The sequence below is a fragment of the Brevibacillus choshinensis genome (assembly GCF_001420695.1).
Lineage (GTDB): Bacteria > Bacillota > Bacilli > Brevibacillales > Brevibacillaceae > Brevibacillus > Brevibacillus choshinensis.
In genome coordinates, this window is the sequence record NZ_LJJB01000010.1 from 1919624 (window position 1) to 1937303 (window position 17680).

The 17680-nt window shown below is 49.1% G+C and carries 17 protein-coding genes; 16 read left to right on the forward strand and 1 reads right to left on the reverse strand.

The window, feature by feature from the left end; all coding sequences use genetic code 11:
• The first annotated feature begins 195 nt into the window (after positions 1-195).
• The 6 genes from veg (at position 196) to spoVG (ending at position 3758) form a co-directional block, all read left to right on the forward strand.
• On the forward strand, positions 196-468 hold the full coding sequence (veg, locus tag AN963_RS19210; RefSeq protein ID WP_055746088.1) for a biofilm formation stimulator Veg: 273 nt from the start codon (positions 196-198) through the stop codon (positions 466-468).
• Positions 469-672: 204 nt separating this feature from the next.
• Complete coding sequence (locus AN963_RS19215; protein ID WP_055746089.1) at positions 673-855, forward strand: small, acid-soluble spore protein, alpha/beta type; 183 nt, start codon at positions 673-675, stop codon at positions 853-855.
• Between the two features lie 168 nt (positions 856-1023).
• Positions 1024-1902, forward strand: coding sequence for a 4-(cytidine 5'-diphospho)-2-C-methyl-D-erythritol kinase (gene ispE / locus AN963_RS19220; protein WP_055746090.1), 879 nt, complete (start codon positions 1024-1026; stop codon positions 1900-1902).
• Positions 1903-1957: 55 nt separating this feature from the next.
• Positions 1958-2782, forward strand: a complete 825-nt coding sequence (purR, locus tag AN963_RS19225) for a pur operon repressor (protein ID WP_055746091.1) — start codon at positions 1958-1960, stop codon at positions 2780-2782.
• Positions 2783-2875: 93 nt separating this feature from the next.
• Positions 2876-3259 (forward strand): RidA family protein, encoded by a 384-nt coding sequence (locus AN963_RS19230; protein WP_055746092.1) that lies wholly within the window; start codon positions 2876-2878, stop codon positions 3257-3259.
• 211 nt (positions 3260-3470) lie between these two features.
• The gene (gene spoVG / locus AN963_RS19235; RefSeq protein WP_007719936.1) at positions 3471-3758 is read left to right on the forward strand and encodes a septation regulator SpoVG; all 288 of its coding nucleotides are present in this window, start codon (positions 3471-3473) and stop codon (positions 3756-3758) included.
• A 54-nt stretch (positions 3759-3812) separates the two neighbouring features.
• Here the strand turns inward: spoVG and AN963_RS19240 are convergent, their stop codons facing one another.
• Complete coding sequence (locus AN963_RS19240; RefSeq protein WP_055746093.1) at positions 3813-4826, reverse strand: CobW family GTP-binding protein; 1014 nt, start codon at positions 4824-4826, stop codon at positions 3813-3815.
• Between the two features lie 197 nt (positions 4827-5023).
• Here AN963_RS19240 and glmU point away from each other — a divergent pair, with 197 nt between their 5' ends.
• The 10 genes from glmU to AN963_RS19290 all read left to right on the forward strand — a co-directional run bounded on the left by glmU (position 5024) and on the right by AN963_RS19290 (position 17611).
• Positions 5024-6409, forward strand: a complete 1386-nt coding sequence (gene glmU, locus AN963_RS19245) for a bifunctional UDP-N-acetylglucosamine diphosphorylase/glucosamine-1-phosphate N-acetyltransferase GlmU (RefSeq protein WP_055746094.1) — start codon at positions 5024-5026, stop codon at positions 6407-6409.
• A gap of 21 nt (positions 6410-6430) precedes the next feature.
• Positions 6431-7381 (forward strand): ribose-phosphate diphosphokinase, encoded by a 951-nt coding sequence (locus AN963_RS19250; protein WP_055746095.1) that lies wholly within the window; start codon positions 6431-6433, stop codon positions 7379-7381.
• A gap of 135 nt (positions 7382-7516) precedes the next feature.
• Positions 7517-8137: a 50S ribosomal protein L25 gene (locus AN963_RS19255; RefSeq protein ID WP_055746096.1), complete on the forward strand. Its 621-nt coding sequence runs from the start codon at positions 7517-7519 to the stop codon at positions 8135-8137.
• A gap of 138 nt (positions 8138-8275) precedes the next feature.
• Positions 8276-9253, forward strand: a complete 978-nt coding sequence (locus AN963_RS19260) for a spermidine synthase (RefSeq protein ID WP_055746097.1) — start codon at positions 8276-8278, stop codon at positions 9251-9253.
• Positions 9254-9337: 84 nt separating this feature from the next.
• Positions 9338-9907: an aminoacyl-tRNA hydrolase gene (gene pth / locus AN963_RS19265; protein WP_055746098.1), complete on the forward strand. Its 570-nt coding sequence runs from the start codon at positions 9338-9340 to the stop codon at positions 9905-9907.
• 108 nt (positions 9908-10015) lie between these two features.
• Positions 10016-10246, forward strand: a complete 231-nt coding sequence (locus AN963_RS19270; protein ID WP_055746099.1) for an anti-sigma-F factor Fin — start codon at positions 10016-10018, stop codon at positions 10244-10246.
• Between the two features lie 154 nt (positions 10247-10400).
• Positions 10401-13949: a transcription-repair coupling factor gene (mfd, locus tag AN963_RS19275; RefSeq protein ID WP_055746100.1), complete on the forward strand. Its 3549-nt coding sequence runs from the start codon at positions 10401-10403 to the stop codon at positions 13947-13949.
• A gap of 31 nt (positions 13950-13980) precedes the next feature.
• On the forward strand, positions 13981-15069 hold the full coding sequence (locus tag AN963_RS19280) for a peptidylprolyl isomerase (RefSeq protein WP_055746101.1): 1089 nt from the start codon (positions 13981-13983) through the stop codon (positions 15067-15069).
• Positions 15070-15305: 236 nt separating this feature from the next.
• Entirely contained in the window at positions 15306-15848 is a 543-nt protein-coding gene (gene spoVT / locus AN963_RS19285) for a stage V sporulation protein T (RefSeq protein ID WP_055746102.1), read from the forward strand.
• Between the two features lie 128 nt (positions 15849-15976).
• The gene (locus AN963_RS19290) at positions 15977-17611 is read left to right on the forward strand and encodes a putative polysaccharide biosynthesis protein (RefSeq protein ID WP_055746103.1); all 1635 of its coding nucleotides are present in this window, start codon (positions 15977-15979) and stop codon (positions 17609-17611) included.
• Positions 17612-17680 lie beyond the last annotated feature (69 nt).

Below are 17680 nucleotides of genomic sequence, written 5' to 3' on the forward strand. Positions count from 1 at the left end.
TTTTGGGCTAATAACGCCAAAAGTGAGGGTTTTTTGTGTTTTCTGCTTCTTTTCGATATGATACTGACAAATATCTACGTAATTCATGAAAAAAAGCCCGTTGACAAAATCTGCACTGGGTTGCTATAATTTTTTATTTCTTTGACAAAATAAATGTGTGCTGTTATAATAGATGTAAGCGAGGTGGATGGAACAATGGCAAGAAACGCATTGCTTGACATTAAACGCAGTTTAGACGGACACATTGGTGAGCGCATCCTGCTGAAGGCAAATGGCGGTCGCCGCAAAACCGTCGAACGTAGTGGCATCCTCGAAGAAACATACCCATCAGTATTTGTAGTAAAGCTAGACGACGATCAACTTTTCGAGCGGGTTTCTTACAGCTATGCGGACATCTTGACAGAAACTGTAGAGTTGACGGTGTGCCGTGAGAATCAGCACATCCGCATCACATTTGTACAACAGTAGAACCCCCTGGGTTCTACTGTTTTATTTTTCACGATAAGAATTTATAAAATTCTTATTCGCATAAGTGCAACTACGGCTACGCCAGAAACGGCGTAGCCAAGTTTTCTAATGCCAAATATTCGGTTGCTGACTACCGCCTCCATATAGAGTGAAATGCCCCTATGTTGCACACACTACTTGTGTCAACGAGAAGGGGAGGATGTTATGGGTCGCAGACGAGGCATTATGTCTGAGCAGTTTAAGATGGAGATCGCCAAGGAGCTTGGATTTTACGATACGGTGAAAGCCGAGGGCTGGGGTGCCATCACGACGCGTGACGCGGGAAACCTAGTCAAGCGCGCCATTCAGATTGCCGAGGAAGCATTGGCCAAACAGCATACTACATGACTCGTTGGCGAGGCCGGGGAAACCCGGTCTTTTCTGTGAGATCGATATTTTCTAAACCGTCATAATCTTCACGATCATATTGTTTTTTCCGACCGAGTGGCATGGAAGAGAATGCCTATGCTACAATAAGAGACTAGGAAATTTAGAACGTAGGCAGAGGTGAACAACGTGCGTATCTCGGTCAAAGCTCCGGCCAAAATTAACTTAACTCTTGATGTTCTCGCCAAGCGGCCGGACGGTTATCACGAAGTGGAAATGGTGATGACTACCGTAGACTTGGCGGATCGTGTAGATCTGACTCTACGCGGAGATGGAGAGATAACGCTGGACTGCTCTGCTAGCTTCGTACCAGATGATATCCGCAATCACGCGTATAAAGCGGCGGTCCTATTAAAAGAACGCTATCATGTACGCGAAGGCGTGCATTTGTATATCGATAAACAGATCCCGGTTGCAGCGGGTCTGGCAGGGGGAAGCAGTGACGCGGCAGCAACGCTGCGTGGGCTGAATCAATTATGGAATCTCGGATTAAGCCTTGACGAGTTGGCGGCAGTGGGAGCTGAGATTGGCTCTGACGTTCCTTTCTGTGTATACGGGGGAACAGCGCTGGCAAAAGGTCGCGGCGAGCAGATAACCCATCTGGGGCCTCCAGCACCGTGCTGGGTCATTCTCGCCAAGCCACCAATAGGTGTGTCGACGGCAGATGTATACGGGAATCTTCGAGTGCCGGAGATTGCCGATCATCCACAAACCGGAGAGATGCTGATGGCGATCGAGGACCAAGACTTCTCGTTAATGTGTCAATCGCTCGGAAATGTGCTCGAAAATGTCACGTTGGCGCTCCATCCGCAAGTAAGGCAGATCAAGGAGCTGATGATGGCGTCAGGAGCTGATGGCGTGCTGATGTCAGGTAGCGGCCCTACGGTATTTGCCCTCGTGCAGAAGGAAGCCAAGGTGCATCGTATATACAACGCCTTGCGTGGATTTGTGAAAGATGTATTTGTTGCCCGAATGTTAGGTGCGCAAGAAGGGGAAATGCTTGCATGAACCCGTATATAAATGATACATTAGCACCATAATATTCGGTTTTGGAGGAAGAGCTATGAAGAAATTGCGTAGAAGTGCTCGTCTCGTCGATATGACTCAGCACTTGCTCGCCCATCCCCATACGCTGATTCCGCTCACTCTGTTTGCCGAACAATACGGGGCGGCAAAATCGTCGATCAGTGAAGACTTGTCTATCATCAAAGAAGCGTTTGAGGTTCAGGGTGTAGGCTTGTTGAAAACGGTGGCGGGAGCGGCCGGTGGAGTGAAGTATATTCCCCAGGTCAAAACGGATGAAGCCCTGATTTTCGTGCAAGAACTGATTGGTCAATTGGCTAATCCGGATCGTCTCTTGCCAGGTGGGTACCTGTACATGTCCGATATTCTCGGCAATCCGTCCACTATGGCGCAGATCGGCAAGCTATTCGCTACAGCTTACTCGGACAAAAACGTCGATGTGGTCATGACAGTGGAAACCAAAGGGATTCCACTCGCTTATGCGACCGCGATGTTTTTGAATGTCCCTGTGGTAATTGTGCGCCGTGACAACAAGGTGACGGAAGGTTCGGTCGTTAGTATCAACTACGTTTCAGGGTCGAGTAAGCGGATTCAGACGATGTCTCTAGCTCGTCGCGCACTGGCCGAGCAGTCTCGTGTCCTGATTGTGGACGACTTTATGAAGGCAGGCGGTACGCTGCGTGGTATGATCGATCTATTGCAAGAGTTCCGCGCTACTGTAGTAGGGTGCGGAGTATTGGTAGAAACGACAGCTGACGTATCTGAACGCTTGGTCGATGAATACGTGTCATTGGCCAAGCTGCAGGATGTTGACATCAAGGGTAAGCAAATCGAAATCGAGCTCGGAAGCTTTTTTGGTAGATAGGAATCCGTAAGTTCCTATCTACAACAGTGTAGCTGAGGCTCTGCAAAGCAAATGCAGAGCCAGGTTTTCCAAAATAGAGGGGAGTAGATCCACATGGCAATCTCTTTTGTTTCCACTGACAAAGCTCCAGCAGCAATTGGTCCTTACAGCCAAGCTGCTAAGGTAGGCCCATTCCTATTTGCATCTGGTCAAATTCCACTGCGCGCGGACGGCACTCTCGTGGAAGGCGACATCGTAGCACAAACCCATCAGGTGTTTTCCAACATCCAGGCAGTCCTGGCAGAGGCAGGCGGCAGCTTGTCCAGCGTCGTAAAGGCCACCGTGTTCATCAAAGACATGAATGACTTCGGCCAACTCAATGAAGTGTACGGACAATATTTCGGCGATCACAAACCGGCTCGTTCCACTGTGGAAGTGGCTCGTCTCCCGCGTGATGTGAAAGTAGAAATTGAGATTGTAGCTTATTTGGAAGCGTAAGAAACGCTAAATGACCACAGAACAGCCTCGTGCAAAATGCGCGCTAGGCTGTTTTTTTTCGACATTTCCCCCCATAGTCATGGTGCGAATTCCGTCGATATGAATAAATTTATATATTTTTTTAAAAATTTGCATAGAGACAGCAGGAATATTTACCCAAAGGGTGGAAATACTCCTAAACGCGTTTTCATAGATAAAGGGAGTGAACTAGATGGAAGTTACAGACGTTAGACTTCGCCGAGTGAATACGGATGGTAGGATGAAAGCGATTGCGTCCATTACAATTGACCATGAATTTGTGGTTCATGATATCCGTGTCATTGACGGAAACAATGGTATGTTCGTTGCCATGCCGAGCAAGCGTACACCGGATGGAGAGTTCCGTGACATCGCGCATCCGATTTCTTCCACTACCCGCGAAAAAATTCAGGCTGCTGTCTTGACTGAGTATGATCGCGTAGGTCAAGAAGAGGAAAGCACGATCGAAGCAGGTGCATAGGTAGAACAAACAAGCACCCTGTCTCTTTGGACAGGGTGCTTCGACGTGTGGCTATCAGTAGCATTTCTGCAGGTCCGTAATCATTTTCTCTCGGTTCATTCCCTCTCCAATAAAAACGGCCACCATTTTGGGTCCGTGATTTTCAAAAGGAAACAGGTGCACCTGATTGTCGGTGTGCTGAAAAGAGATGAGTTGCTCTCTGCCGTGAAACAAGACGTAGCCCTTTGCCCGATACACGTTTTTGGGCAGGCTGTATAGGAATTCTTCAAACTTGGCAGCATCTACAGGTCCTGTAAAGGGATAAGAAAATGTTTCGATGCTGTTGAACAGCGATGGCATGCTCGTGTTCATTCCGAGTGACTGTTTTAGCCGATCCATAGGAGACATACGACCGATGCTCTTTTGGACAGGTACGTTGCTGACTGCCTCTCGCTGTGCAGCCAAGTGTTCTGTCAGGCGTGTGATGGATAAGAGGGTGTGAAGGTCCATGTCGCTCTGAATAGTGAGGTGTACGGGAGCATGTGGATTTAGCTCGGAAAGCTTTCGCTGCACTTTTTCCAGCATATCGGCTGGGGTCATATCGACCTTGTTCACTAGCAAAAGGTCTGCATATTTCACCTGATTGCGTATCGTTTTCACGAGAGCACTGGTAGACTGGAAGCGTGAGTTGAGTTCTAGAAAGCGGGAGGCGTCCACGACGGAGATGATGCCTTTTAAATCGATCGACTCATACAGTTCAGGATGAGTCAATCCGTCGATCACATCGATGGGATCGGCCACCCCTGTCGTTTCAATGAGAATTTTATCAGGATTCAGTGAGGTAATTACTTCCTTTAGACTCTCCGTCATTTCCCCCCGAATCGAGCAGCAGATGCATCCGTCCAACAGTTTTTTTACAGGAAATCCAAATCCTTGAAGCTGCTCTCCGTCGATATCTTCCTCGCCCATTTCATTCATCATGACCACGACTTTGCAATCCTGCGCACGCAAATGAGTGAGCATTTTCTGCAACAGGGTGGTTTTTCCGCTTCCTAAATAACCAGTCAGCAAGTACACTTGAGCGCTCATCGAGTTTGGCCTCCTTCTCAATTACCCCTATCGTCCATCAATATATCACACTTTTATCAGAAGATTAAATGTTGTCAGATGTTTGTCCAACTTTCAGGCAATGTCCGGAAAACGGCTATAATCCTGCATCGATTGTCTTGAAATCCACATATGATTAAGATATAGTCATTGTGGAACTTCTACGATGGAGGGTTGTCATGTCTAAGATCCATGCCGTGGTTCTGGCCGCTGGTCAGGGTACACGGATGAAATCGAAGCTGTACAAGGTCCTGCACCCTGTGTGCGGAAAGCCAATGGTCCAACATGTAGTGGATACAATGGCATCCATGCAGGTGGAGGATATCGTTGTCGTCGTAGGTCATGGTGCAGACGCAGTCCGCGCCAAACTAGGCGAGGACGTTGCATACGCACTACAAGAAGAACAGTTGGGAACGGCGCATGCCGTCCAGCAGGCAGCGCCATTTTTACAAGATAAAGAAGGCACTACGTTTCTTTTGTACGGAGATGTCCCACTTTTGTCTGCAGAGACGTTGTCCGCTTTGTTGACCTATCACGAAGAGCAGCAAGCGGCTGCAACCGTATTGACCGCCGTGTTGTCCGATCCTACCGGTTACGGACGCATCGTGCGTGATGAGGCAGGCGAAGTATTGCGAATCGTGGAACACAAGGACGCCTCCGACGAGGAACGGGCGATCCAGGAAATTAACACGGGCATATACTGCTATGACAACCAAAAATTATGGAAAGCCTTGACACAAGTGAAAAATGACAATGTACAAGGCGAATACTATGTAACAGACGTTGTCGGTATTTTGCGGGATGCAGGTGAAAAGGTAACGGCTTTCGAAGCAGCTGATCCAGATGAAACAATGGGTGTAAACGATCGTGTGCAGCTTTCCGAAGCGGAAGCGTATATGAGACGCCGTATTGCCGTTTGTCATATGCGTAATGGTGTGACCATCCTGGATCCGTCCTCCACCTATATCGAAGCGGACGTGACCATCGAGGCCGATACGGTCATCCATCCGGGTACATTCTTGCGCGGACGGACAACCATCGGGGCCGATTGCGTCATTGGACCGCAGGCAGATTTGACCGATGTCCAGGTAGCAGACTGTGTTTCCCTTACGTACACGGTAATGGTAGATGCTCGCGTGGAACAGGAGAGCACCATCGGGCCGTTTGCCTACGTTCGTCCGGGAAGCTTGATTGGTCCAAAAGCAAAAATCGGCGATTTCGTAGAGCTGAAAAATGCGAAAATCGGAGAAGGCTCGAAAGTTCCTCACCTCAGCTATGTGGGGGATGCTGAGATTGGCGATGGCGTCAATATCGGTTGTGGAACGATCACTGTCAACTACGATGGGGCTGTCAAACACAAAACCGTCGTGCAAGATGGTGCGTTCATCGGTTGTAACTCGAATCTGGTTGCGCCGGTCACCGTCGGACAGAATGCTTATGTAGCTGCTGGTTCAACGATTACCCAGGATGTTCCTGACAATGCACTGGCTATCGCTCGTGAAAGACAAGTAAATAAAATCGACTACGCCAACAGAATGCCTCGCAAGGGCAAAAAGCAATCATAACGGGAGGTTCTTGAGAAGATCATGGCTAACTACCGCGACCCAAAACTGAAGGTTTTTACGTGCAACGCAAACCCTGAACTGGCGAAAGAAATCGCCGAACATATTGGTGTACCACTCGGAAACGCACAAGCTGTGCGCTTTAGTGATGGCGAGTGCCAAATCAAATTGAATGAAAGCGTTCGCGGTTGTGACGTATTTGTTATTCAGCCAACATCTGCTCCCGTTAATGAGCATTTGATGGAGCTATTGGTGATGGTGGACGCATTGAAACGTGCTTCTGCTAAGAGTATCAACGTAGTGATTCCTTACTACGGCTATGCTCGTCAAGATCGTAAAGCACGCGCACGTGATCCGATTACAGCGAAACTGGTTGCCAACCTGATTGAAACAGCTGGTGCACAACGCGTAATCACGATGGACCTGCATGCGACTCAAATCCAAGGTTTCTTTGACATCCCGGTTGATCATCTGTTGGGCGTACCGATCCTGGCTAAACACTTCTCCGAAAAAGGTCTGTCTGATATCGTAGTGGTTTCTCCTGACCACGGTGGAGTTACTCGTGCTCGCAAACTGGCTGAGCGTCTGGAAGCTCCAATCGCCATTATCGACAAGCGCCGTCCGGAGCCAAACGTAGCGGAAGTCATGAATATCGTAGGGAATATCGAAGGAAAAACAGCGATCATCATCGACGATATCATCGATACAGCGGGAACGATCACGCTGGCAGCGAGTGCACTGGTAGAAGCAGGCGCGCGTGAAGTATACGCTTGCTGCACCCATCCAGTACTGTCTGGCCCTGCAATCGAGCGAATCGGCAATTCCAATATTCGCGAACTGATCGTGACCAACTCTATTCCTCTCACGGAAGAACAAATCATCGACAAAATCACCGTGCTGTCTGTAGCACCGATCATCGGTGAAGCGATCATTCGTGTACACGAAGAGCTGTCTGTAAGCAAACTGTTCGATTAATTACCGGGGCCCGGTTTCCGCTTCGAAGTCAATCACCTCAGTTTTTTGGGCCCCTTTGTAAGGGGATTGAAACAAACCTCCGTTGGACAAGCTAGTGAGGAAACTTTTACTAGCGGTCCAAAGGAGGTTTTTTTTGTGGAAGCGATTCAGGGTCAATCACGAGCGCAGGGCATAGGAAACTCGGTCAAGGCACTGCGGCGGAACGGCTGGGTACCTGGCATTGTTTACGGCTCAGATATTAGCAATCAGGAAATTCAAGTGCAAGGCAAAGAACTGGATGCGGCATTACGTCGTCAAGCGACAAACAAACCTTATAAACTAATGGTAGATGGCAATTCGTTCGACGTCATGGTAAACGAACTGCAACGGCATCCGGTGATGGGAAATATCCTCCACGCAGACTTTAGAAAGATTAATATGAATGAAAAAGTCAACACTTCAGTTCCTGTACTCATGACAGGTGATCCAGAGCTTGGGGTAGCTACTCTAGTCCGCCATAATGTCGATATCAGCTGCCTGCCGGGCAATATTCCGGAATCGTTTACAGTCGATGTAGACGGGTTGAATATCGGGGACGTGATACTGGTCAGCGATTTGGTCGTTCCCCCGGGGGTGGAGCTGGGGGTGGATGCCACAGAAGTATTGATCAGCGTGCTGCCTGTCAAAGCCAAGTCGGAGGAGTCTATCGAGGCGCAGCATGACGCCGAGCAAGTGGCAGAAGCTGCGGGCTCGACTGAGCAGGCAAACAGAGTGTAGTTTACACAAAAGGCTCGGGTGAAGACACCTTAGCCTTTTTTCATCTTTTTTGAATTCCATTGTCCATGCATCTATGCAAGAGGAGAACAAGCTTCATATCTTGCTAATATGTTAAATGGAGGGTGGAATAGCTGAGAAATGATGGAATTACTTTGGATTGCAACTGGTGTAGTGTCAACCTTGATATTCGTCGGTCTTTTTTGGGTCTATTGGCATTTTGAGGGGGACAGAAGCCTGCGAGAATACGTGTCTGAGGATGAAGAGCCCGAAGGAAAGTATCGTATTTTGCAGAAGGTGCAGACCCCTACCCAACGAGTAGCCTTAGTTGAGCATGAAGACAAGTTATTGGTCTACTCAAATGGATATGTCATGTTTGGTACAACCGAAGATGAAGACATGTATGGGGAAGCCATGATTCACATTCCTGTGTCCATTGCAGAGAAACGAGAACGTGTCTTGCTCATTGGAGCGGGAGGGGGTATTACGACACGAGAAGTACTTCGCTATCCAGATGTAAAAGAAATTACGGTGATTGACATTGATCCTGTCATGATCGAATTTGGTAAAACGCTGGAGCCGCTCGTCAAGTTTAATCAAGGTTCGTTGAATCATCCCAAGGTTCGTACCGTAGTAGAGGATGGAAGAGTTTTTCTGGAGAAAAATGAGGATAAGTGGGACGTCATCATTTTGGATCTACCCGAACCCACCATGGAAAGCCTCGGGCTCAGTCGCCTTTATAGCTGGGAGTTTTATCATCTCTTGAAAGAGCGGTTGAATCCAGGCGGAGTCGTCGGGATAGCTTGCTCGGTCCTTTCAAACACACCAGAGTACTACTGGACCATACAGGCTACGTTGAAGGCAGCCGGTTTTTCGGTATTACCCTATCACTTTGACGTTATCGTGGAACATGAAGAAGACTGGGGATACTGTGTGGCCGCTACCAGACCGATTTCACCTGCAGATGTGAACATTCTGGTTCCAAACCGCTACTTGAATCGTGACAGGCTAAAGGATATGTTCCATATTCGCTACGGTTACTGGAAGTACTGGGAAGAAGACGAAATTCAGACAGACCGGAATAGAGTATTGGCGTATATTCAGAATGAAGACATTTGACTATGAGTCCCACTTCAGGTGGGGCTTTATCTTTTGTTCATGAGGCCATTCTAGTACAATGGGGAAAGAGTAGGAGGGATCACCGTGAAAGTAATCATAGGGCTAGGGAATCCTGGCAAGAAATATGAGGATACAAGACATAATGCAGGATTTATGGCCATAGATAAAATAAGCGAGAAATGGGGCATTTCTGTCCAGCAAAACAAGTTCCGGGCACTCGTAGGGGAAGGCAGGATCGAGGGAGAGAAAGTTCTTCTCGTGAAGCCACAAACGTATATGAACCTCTCTGGTGAATCGGTTGCGGAAATCCTGAAATTTTACAAACTGATACCGGATGAGCTGGTCGTCATTTTCGATGACCTGGATATGCCTACTGGACAGCTTCGCCTACGGGAAAAAGGGAGCGCGGGGGGTCATAACGGGATCAAATCCATGATTCAGCATTTGGGGACACAAGATTTTAAACGAATCAAGGTAGGAATTGGCCGTCCAGAGCCAGGGAGAAGCGTCAGTGATTATGTGTTGCAGTCATTTCCGGCTGGGGAGAAAGCAGATATCAACGAGGCTGTCAGTCTGGCTGCAGATGCTGCTGGAATGTGGACCAGAGAGCCCTTTGTCAAGGTCATGAACCACTATAACAGCTTGAAGCGGTAAAGAAAGCTTGAGCCTCCATGCACATCCCTCAGAAGGTACGAGTCTAGTATGATTTTCCACCCTGCGGTCCATACTAATCGATATGAAAGGTATGGGGGTGGCATATACATGAGCATACGTTATGCGTGTCGCTGCTGCGGGATGAAAATCGCAGAATTTGACGAATCACAAGTAACCGAGGCGCAGCTCGGGTTTGATTCCTTGACCCCGGAAGAGCGGGCTCTTATAATATCGAGAGAACAAAGTGGAGATACGGTCGTCAGCATCACGTGCGACTATTGCCGTGAAGCGCTGAATCAGCATCCAGAGCTTTCACTAGTCGGAAACCCACTTCAATAAGTGGATACACTCGTTAGGAAGGCTTGCACTGACAAGGCCTTAGCTTGGGGAGCTAAGGCTTCTTTTCGCATGGCCGACCTGTATGTAAAAATGTGGCAAAAGCTGCTGGGGCCCCATTTACGAATGACAGAAGAATTAGAGAGGGGATTAGTGAATGCAAGTCATCATTAACCCGATGAAGCAGGACTCGAACGTAGGCACGATCGTGGCAGGTCTAGAAAAAGGACTGCACGAGCAACTCGTCTCCGGTTTGGCTGGTTCTGCTCGGCAGACACTTATGGCGACGCTGAAGCAGATGACAGATCGCCCAGTCTGTGTCGTGACCCATAACATGTATCAGGCGCAAAAAGTATACGAAGACCTGATTGAGCTGGTGCCCAGCGATCAAGTTTTACTCTATCCAGGGAATGAACTGATCGGCTCCGAACTCGCTATCGCCAGTCCGGAAATGCTCGCACAGAGAATTCATGTGTTCAACCGTTTGGCCCGGGGCTTTACGGGTTTTTTAGTTGCGCCTTTCGCTGGATTGCGTCGACTGGTGGTTCCTCCAAACGCGTGGAAGGAATCGCAAATCAAACTGGCAATCGGTGAAGAGCTGGACATCGAGACGTTTTTGCTCCGCTGTATCGAATTAGGCTACGAGCGAGTCGATATGGTCGAGAGAAAAGGCGAATTGAGTGTTCGTGGCGGCATTATTGACCTTTATCCGATCGATTCTGAATGGCCGGTGCGGATCGAGCTGTTCGATGTGGAAATCGATTCGATCCGTACATTCGACATGCTTTCCCAACGCTCTCTGGAATCCGTTCAGACCTATCTCATCGGACCTGCTAAAGAAATGATCGCGTCTACCCCGTTGCTGCAAGAATCTGCCGTTCGGTTAGAGCAGAAGCTCGGTGAAACCGTTGCCAAACTAAAGGATGGCTCGGCCAAGGAAAAGGTAGTAGAGCGCATCGGAGCAGACATCGAGCGGATGAGTCACGGTCAACGCTTCCCGCAATTGTACTCATACATCTCCGTGATCTATCCGACCGAAGAGACGTTGCTGTCCTACATGCCTGCTGACACGCTGATGATTGTAGATGAACCGACGCGCGTATTGGATACGGCTGCCCAACTGCAAAAGGAAGAAGCAGAATGGCTGACAGGACGCATTATTTCCGGTGAGTACATGGCCAATCTTACCCTGTCTCGAACCTACGAGGATATCATCTCGACGAAAAAGCGTCAGATCGTCTATCTGTCACTTTTCCTGAGACAGTCCCCCAAGACGCAGCCACAAAATATCGTCAATCTTACCTGTCGGACGATGCAAAACTTCCACGGTCAAATGAACGTATTGAAGACAGAGCTGGCTCGGTGGCAAAAGTCTCATGACCAGATCGTTTTTGTAGCAGCGGATCTGGAGCGTGCCAAACGACTGGAACGCGTCCTGCATGATTACGACATGGAAGCAGATGTGCTGGCCGAGGCAGTAGAGACCGTGCCGCCAGGTCGTCCGACGATCATTCTCGGCAACCTGCAGACCGGATTTGAGCTTCCCTTGAACAAGCTCGTGGTCATTACGGAGGGCGAGGTCTTCACGGCCAAGCAGCGTAAGGCACGAAAAGTACAGCAAACCATGAACAACGCTGAGCGGATCAAGAATTACCTGGAGCTAAAGCCGGGCGATTACGTGGTGCACGTTAACCACGGGATTGGAAAATACCTTGGAATTGAAACCAAGGAAATACTCGGAATTCATAAAGATTACCTGCATATTCAATACGCAGCTGGAGACAGCCTGTTTGTTCCTATTGACCAGATCGATCACGTCCAAAAATACGTGGCGAGCGAAGAAGCCCAACCGAAGATCTACAGCTTGGGCGGTAGCGAATGGAAACGAGTCAAAAGCAAAGTACAATCCTCCGTAAAAGATATCGCCGAAGACTTGATCAAGCTGTATGCATCCCGCGAGGCGGCAGTCGGACACTCCTTTTCACAGGATACGACGGAGCAGCGTGAGTTCGAGGCGATGTTCCCGTATCAGGAAACGCCAGACCAGCTGCGTGCCATCTCAGAGGTGAAATCTGACATGGAACGCAGACGCCCGATGGATCGTCTAGTTTGTGGGGACGTGGGTTATGGGAAGACAGAGGTTGCGATTCGTGCGGCATTCAAGGCTGTGATGGATGGCAAGCAAGTTGCTGTACTTGTACCTACGACAATTTTGGCACAGCAGCACTACGAGACGTTCCGCGAGCGCTTTGCCGATTATCCGATCCGTGTCGAGGTGTTGAGCCGTTTCCGTTCCCGCAAGGAGCAAAATGCGACGTTAAAAGGACTCAAGGAAGGCACCGTGGATGTGGTCATCGGTACTCATCGTCTGCTCTCCAAAGATCTGACATTCCGCGAGCTGGGTCTGTTGATCGTGGATGAGGAGCAGCGCTTTGGGGTGAGCCACAAGGAAAAGCTGAAGCAAATCAAAACCAATGTGGACGTCATGACACTGACAGCTACGCCGATTCCGCGTACATTGCACATGTCCATGCTCGGTGTCCGCGACTTGTCGGTTATTGAGACGCCGCCGGAAAACCGTTTCCCTGTGCAGACGTACGTCATGGACTATAGCCCTGCATTGGTGCGGGAAGCCATTGAACGTGAAATGGCCCGTGACGGACAGGTGTTTTTCCTCTATAACCAAGTCCAGGGAATTGAGCAGATGGCTGAGCAGATTTCCATGCTCGTGCCTGACGCACGGATTGCCGTTGCTCACGGTCAGATGAATGAAAGTGAGCTGGAGGGAGTGATCCTCGACTTCCTGGAGGGGAATTTCGACGTTTTAGTGAGTACTACGATCATTGAGACCGGTGTGGACATCCCGAACGTCAATACGTTGATCATCTACAATGCTGACAAAATGGGCTTGTCCCAGCTGTATCAGCTGCGTGGACGGGTAGGTCGTTCCAATCGGATCGCGTACGCTTACTTTACGTATCAACGGGACAAAGTACTGACAGAGGTAGCGGAAAAACGTCTGCAGGCCATCAAAGAATTTACGGAGCTGGGCTCCGGATTCAAGATCGCCATGCGCGACTTGTCTATTCGTGGTGCCGGTAATTTATTGGGCGCTGAGCAGCATGGTTTCATTAACACGGTCGGTTTTGATTTGTACAGTCAAATGCTGAAGGATGCCATTGATGAACTGAAGGGCGAAGTAAAGCAGGAGAGCGCCACGACTGTGGAAATCAACCTGCAACTGGATGCCTATATTCCTTCGTTATACATCACAGACAGCCGCCAAAAGATCGAGATGTACAAAAAGTTTGTGGCCGTCTCATCACTGGACGACGTGGACGATTTGTCAGAGGAATTGCTCGACCGTTTTGGACCTGTACCGAAGCCAGTGGAAAATCTGTTGACCATTTCCAGGATGCGCGTCTATGCCTTGCAGCACAGCATTACGGAAATCAGTCAAAAGAATCCGGATGAGATCAAGCTGTTCCTACATCCGAGTCAAAACAACAACATTGACGGGGGCGCCTTGTTCGCACTTGCCAGTAGTTGGAGCCGCAGGGTAGGGCTCTCGGGTGGACAACAGATCACCATTGCTGTTAAAGTAAAAGGGTTGAGAGAAGACGAGGGCGTGCAGCTGGTAGAGAAGCTGCTGCGTCAATTTCACCAGGTGCGCAAAGACACCGGTACGGAGAGCCCTGTATCCTAGAAAACTGGGCTAGCCAGGAAGGGAGATCCTCATGAAGAAACGTTCTGTAGCGGTTCTGTCCTCTGCTGTACTCGTTATGGCATTGCTGGCAGGATGCGGAAAAGCAGATGAAAGTGCTCAGCCACAAACACCACCAGCAAATCAGACAGAAGGAAGCGGGCAAGGCAATCAAGCTGCGGATGCAAATGACCCATTGGCTCAATTTCCTAAGCTGACTCTGCCGTTTACTGTAGATCCTACAGCTACCCTCGTAGAGTATCAGGGTGGCACCATGAATGGAAAAGAGTTCGAAGAGTTCCTGCGTGTCATCAACTTCATGAATCCACAACAAGGTGGCATGATTGAAGCGGCTGACGATAACGCATTGAAGGCATTTGCACGTGAATACACAGCGACCAAGATCATGGCAGCCCGCGCTGATGCGGGAATGCAAAAAGAGTCCAAGGATCTGGCGGAAAAAACGTTTGAAAAGATCAAAAACCAATACCTGGGCTACATTGGCAAGGATGAAGCGAAATTTACCAAGCTGATGGAAGGTCAAGGTGTCACGAAAGAAATGGTTGTCGGTCAGATGGCTTTGATCAACGATTCCATCAATGTATTGAAAAAAGGCATTGACGATGCCACGCTGAAAAAAGAGTACGATAGCATGGATAAAGCTTCCCGTACCGTTGCGTCTGTTCGTCACATCCTGATCTCCACTGAAAAACGCAAGCCGGAAGAAGCACTGAAGCTGGCAAACGATCTGGAAGCTCGTCTGAAAAAGGGCGAAGACTTCGCGAAGCTCGCGAAAGAGTTTACAGACGACCCAGGCAGCAAAGAAAACGGTGGCCTTTACGCTGACGCTGATGTGACTCAATGGGTACCTCAGTTCAAGGATGCAGCTCTGGCTCAGCCGGTAGGACAAGTTGGACCTCCAGTGAAAACCGATTATGGCTACCACATCATTAAAGTGGAAAGCCGTAAAGAAAAAACATTTGATGAAATGAAAGAACAACTGCGTGCAGGTGCATTGGAGAAAGCATACGATGCCTTTGGCAAAAATGAGTTGGACAAGCTCATTACCAAGTACAATCTGCCGAAAGTGAATCACCCGGCACAGGCACCAGCAACGAAATAATCGCTACACAAGAAAACAGGGACTTTAGTTCCCTGTTTTTTCGTTTTCTCGCATATTCTTGAAACGTGGGCAAATACTATTATCACTCGCTACCGCCCGGGGGAGAGTAACTGAAACAAGCTGGAAAAAGTTGCAGTCGCCACGCATAGGTAAAATTAGAATTTGAGGAAAAAATACAGGTAACGAACCAAGCTTATTCACTACCCACTTCTCTTAGGAAAGCGAGGCAACATGACATGAAAGCAACTGGTATCGTTCGTCGAATTGACGACCTCGGACGGGTCGTGATTCCTAAGGAGATTCGTCGTACTCTGCGCATTCGTGAAGGCGACCCGCTGGAGATCTTTGTGGATCGTGATGGAGAAGTCATTCTCAAGAAGTACTCTCCTATTGGAGAGTTGGGAGACTTCGCGAAAGAATACGCTGACTCTCTGTATGAGAGTATGAATCATACCGTATTGATTACTGACCGAGACACCGTGATCGCAGTGGCTGGCGCTTCCAAGAAAGAATATCTCGAGAAGCCGATTGGGAGTATTGTTGAGAAATGCCTGGAGGAACGCAAAACCCGTTTGGAGAAAAATGCAGGCTCGTATGAAATTTGTCGCGATATGAGTGAAACGTATGGGTCCTTCGTCGTCGCTCCAATCGTTGCAGGGGGAGACCCGATTGGTTCGGTTATCCTACTCAATAAAAACGAGTCAACCAAGATGAGTGATCTAGAAATGAAGATGTCGGAGACTGCCGCAGGATTCTTGGCAAAACAAATGGAACAGTAGATGGAAAGCCAGAAAACAGCCTCGATGATCGGGGCTGTTTTTGTGTTGATATTCAAGTTTTCTTTATCTCCAAACGCATGTGGTATAATGTACAAAGTTTCTGGTTGGAGAGGAGAAATTTCACTCATATGGCTCAAGAAAAGGCTTCTGTACAATTTGTGAAAGGCGCCGCGATTCTCGGGGTTGCCGGTCTTGTCTCCAAGCTGTTGGGCGCTGTATACCGCATTCCGTATCAAAACATTGCCGGTGACATCGGTCTGTACGTATACATGCAAGTTTACCCGCTGTATACCACGCTTTTAATTTTGGCGACGGCGGGTTTTCCGATTGCCATTTCCAAAATCGTTTCCGAGCGGGTGGCCGTGGGTGATGCGATTGGAGCGCGTCGAGCCTTTCGTATTGCCAGTATTGCACTAGTCGTACTCGGCTTGTTTTTCTTTCTGTTGCTGTATAGTGGGGCACCTTTAATTGCTCGCTTCATGGGTGATGAGCATTTGATGACTCCACTTCGGGCGGTTGCCTGGTCATTGCCGCTGGTACCCATGGCGGCGATTCTGCGGGGATATTTTCAAGGCCATCAGAATATGATGCCCACAGGTGTTTCTCAGGTGATCGAGCAGTTGATCCGGGTGATCTTCATCCTCCTCACTGCTTTCTGGGCAATGAATGTGTATCAGGATGCTTATCTTGCAGGGACAGGAGCGGTATTTGCCGCTTTTCCTGGAGGAGTGGCAGCTGTTCTCGTTTTACTGTGGTATTGGCGCAAGGACAAGCAGATCAGGCAGATGGACGCTAACCAAGAGCAGTCTGCTGGTGTCGCTGAATGGACCAACCGCCAAGTTTTGCGCAGCCTTTTGTATTACGCATTGCCGATATGTATGGGGGCATTAGTGTTGCCGCTCATTCCGTTGGTAGACTCGGTCACGGTCGTAAACATGCTGCAGTGGAGTGGAATGCAGGAAGATCTCGCCAAGCTGGCAAAGGGAGCGTTTGACCGTGGACAGCCTCTCATTCAGTTTGGGACGTTTTTTGCGACCTCTCTTTCCCTGGCCTTGGTTCCTGCGATTAGCGAAGCTGTTGCGCAGCGTCAACATCAACTGATTGCCAATCGCTCAGAAATCGCGATCCGCCTGACCTTTTTGCTGGGACTCCCAGCTTCGTTTGGATTGGCCTTGCTCGCAGAGCCAATCAACGTGATGCTCTACGGAGATAATAGCGGAACAGAGGCGCTCGCCGTGCAGTCCTTTACGATTCTCTTTGCGACTTTGAGTATCGCCAGTGCTGGTATTCTGCAAGGCCTGGGACGCGTCATGCGGCCAGCGCGCAATCTGTTTATCGGTGTTTTGGTCAAGCTCATCTTGAATCTGGCATTGGTCCCGTTCTGGGGAATATCCGGGGCGGCTTTATCGACCGTACTCGCCTACCTGGTAGCGATGGGACTGAACGTGCTGGCTGTTAAGAAATACACTGGAGCACAGATTGGCTTTCGCCAGACGGTATTGAAGCCATTGATCTCCGTGCTGATCATGTCTGTCGTGGTAGTGGTGGTCGAATGGGGGGCAACCGCCCTTATGGGCAACATGCCTGGCCCAGAGCGTCTGTTCCATACCATCATCGGTTTGGTAGCTGTCGGCTGCGGAGCACTAGTCTATCTGTTGGCTCTCCTCAAGACAGGCGGACTGACACGTACCGACATTCAGTTTTTGCCGAAAGGCAAGCGGATTGCTTCGCTACTCACTAGACTACATCTGTTACCAAAATAAGTGATTCAAACATTTTCCGTCGAACCGTGGTCGCTCATCCTTGAGTGATCTCTGTATCGGTTTACTGAT

Excerpts from the sequence above, each read along its gene's own strand:
- AN963_RS19290 (WP_055746103.1), top strand. The coding sequence starts at position 15,977 with ATGGCTCAAGAAAAGGCTTCTGTACAATTTGTGAAAGGCGCCGCGATT.
- veg (WP_055746088.1), top strand. The coding sequence starts at position 196 with ATGGCAAGAAACGCATTGCTTGACATTAAACGCAGTTTAGACGGACAC.
- spoVG (WP_007719936.1), top strand. The coding sequence starts at position 3,471 with ATGGAAGTTACAGACGTTAGACTTCGCCGAGTGAATACGGATGGTAGG.
- AN963_RS19270 (WP_055746099.1), top strand. The coding sequence starts at position 10,016 with ATGAGCATACGTTATGCGTGTCGCTGCTGCGGGATGAAAATCGCAGAA.
- AN963_RS19280 (WP_055746101.1), top strand. The coding sequence starts at position 13,981 with ATGAAGAAACGTTCTGTAGCGGTTCTGTCCTCTGCTGTACTCGTTATG.
- AN963_RS19260 (WP_055746097.1), top strand. The coding sequence starts at position 8,276 with ATGATGGAATTACTTTGGATTGCAACTGGTGTAGTGTCAACCTTGATA.
- mfd (WP_055746100.1), top strand. The coding sequence starts at position 10,401 with ATGCAAGTCATCATTAACCCGATGAAGCAGGACTCGAACGTAGGCACG.
- AN963_RS19240 (WP_055746093.1), bottom strand. The coding sequence starts at position 4,826 with ATGAGCGCTCAAGTGTACTTGCTGACTGGTTATTTAGGAAGCGGAAAA.
- purR (WP_055746091.1), top strand. The coding sequence starts at position 1,958 with ATGAAGAAATTGCGTAGAAGTGCTCGTCTCGTCGATATGACTCAGCAC.
- AN963_RS19215 (WP_055746089.1), top strand. The coding sequence starts at position 673 with ATGGGTCGCAGACGAGGCATTATGTCTGAGCAGTTTAAGATGGAGATC.
- glmU (WP_055746094.1), top strand. The coding sequence starts at position 5,024 with ATGTCTAAGATCCATGCCGTGGTTCTGGCCGCTGGTCAGGGTACACGG.
- AN963_RS19250 (WP_055746095.1), top strand. The coding sequence starts at position 6,431 with ATGGCTAACTACCGCGACCCAAAACTGAAGGTTTTTACGTGCAACGCA.
- AN963_RS19230 (WP_055746092.1), top strand. The coding sequence starts at position 2,876 with ATGGCAATCTCTTTTGTTTCCACTGACAAAGCTCCAGCAGCAATTGGT.
- spoVT (WP_055746102.1), top strand. The coding sequence starts at position 15,306 with ATGAAAGCAACTGGTATCGTTCGTCGAATTGACGACCTCGGACGGGTC.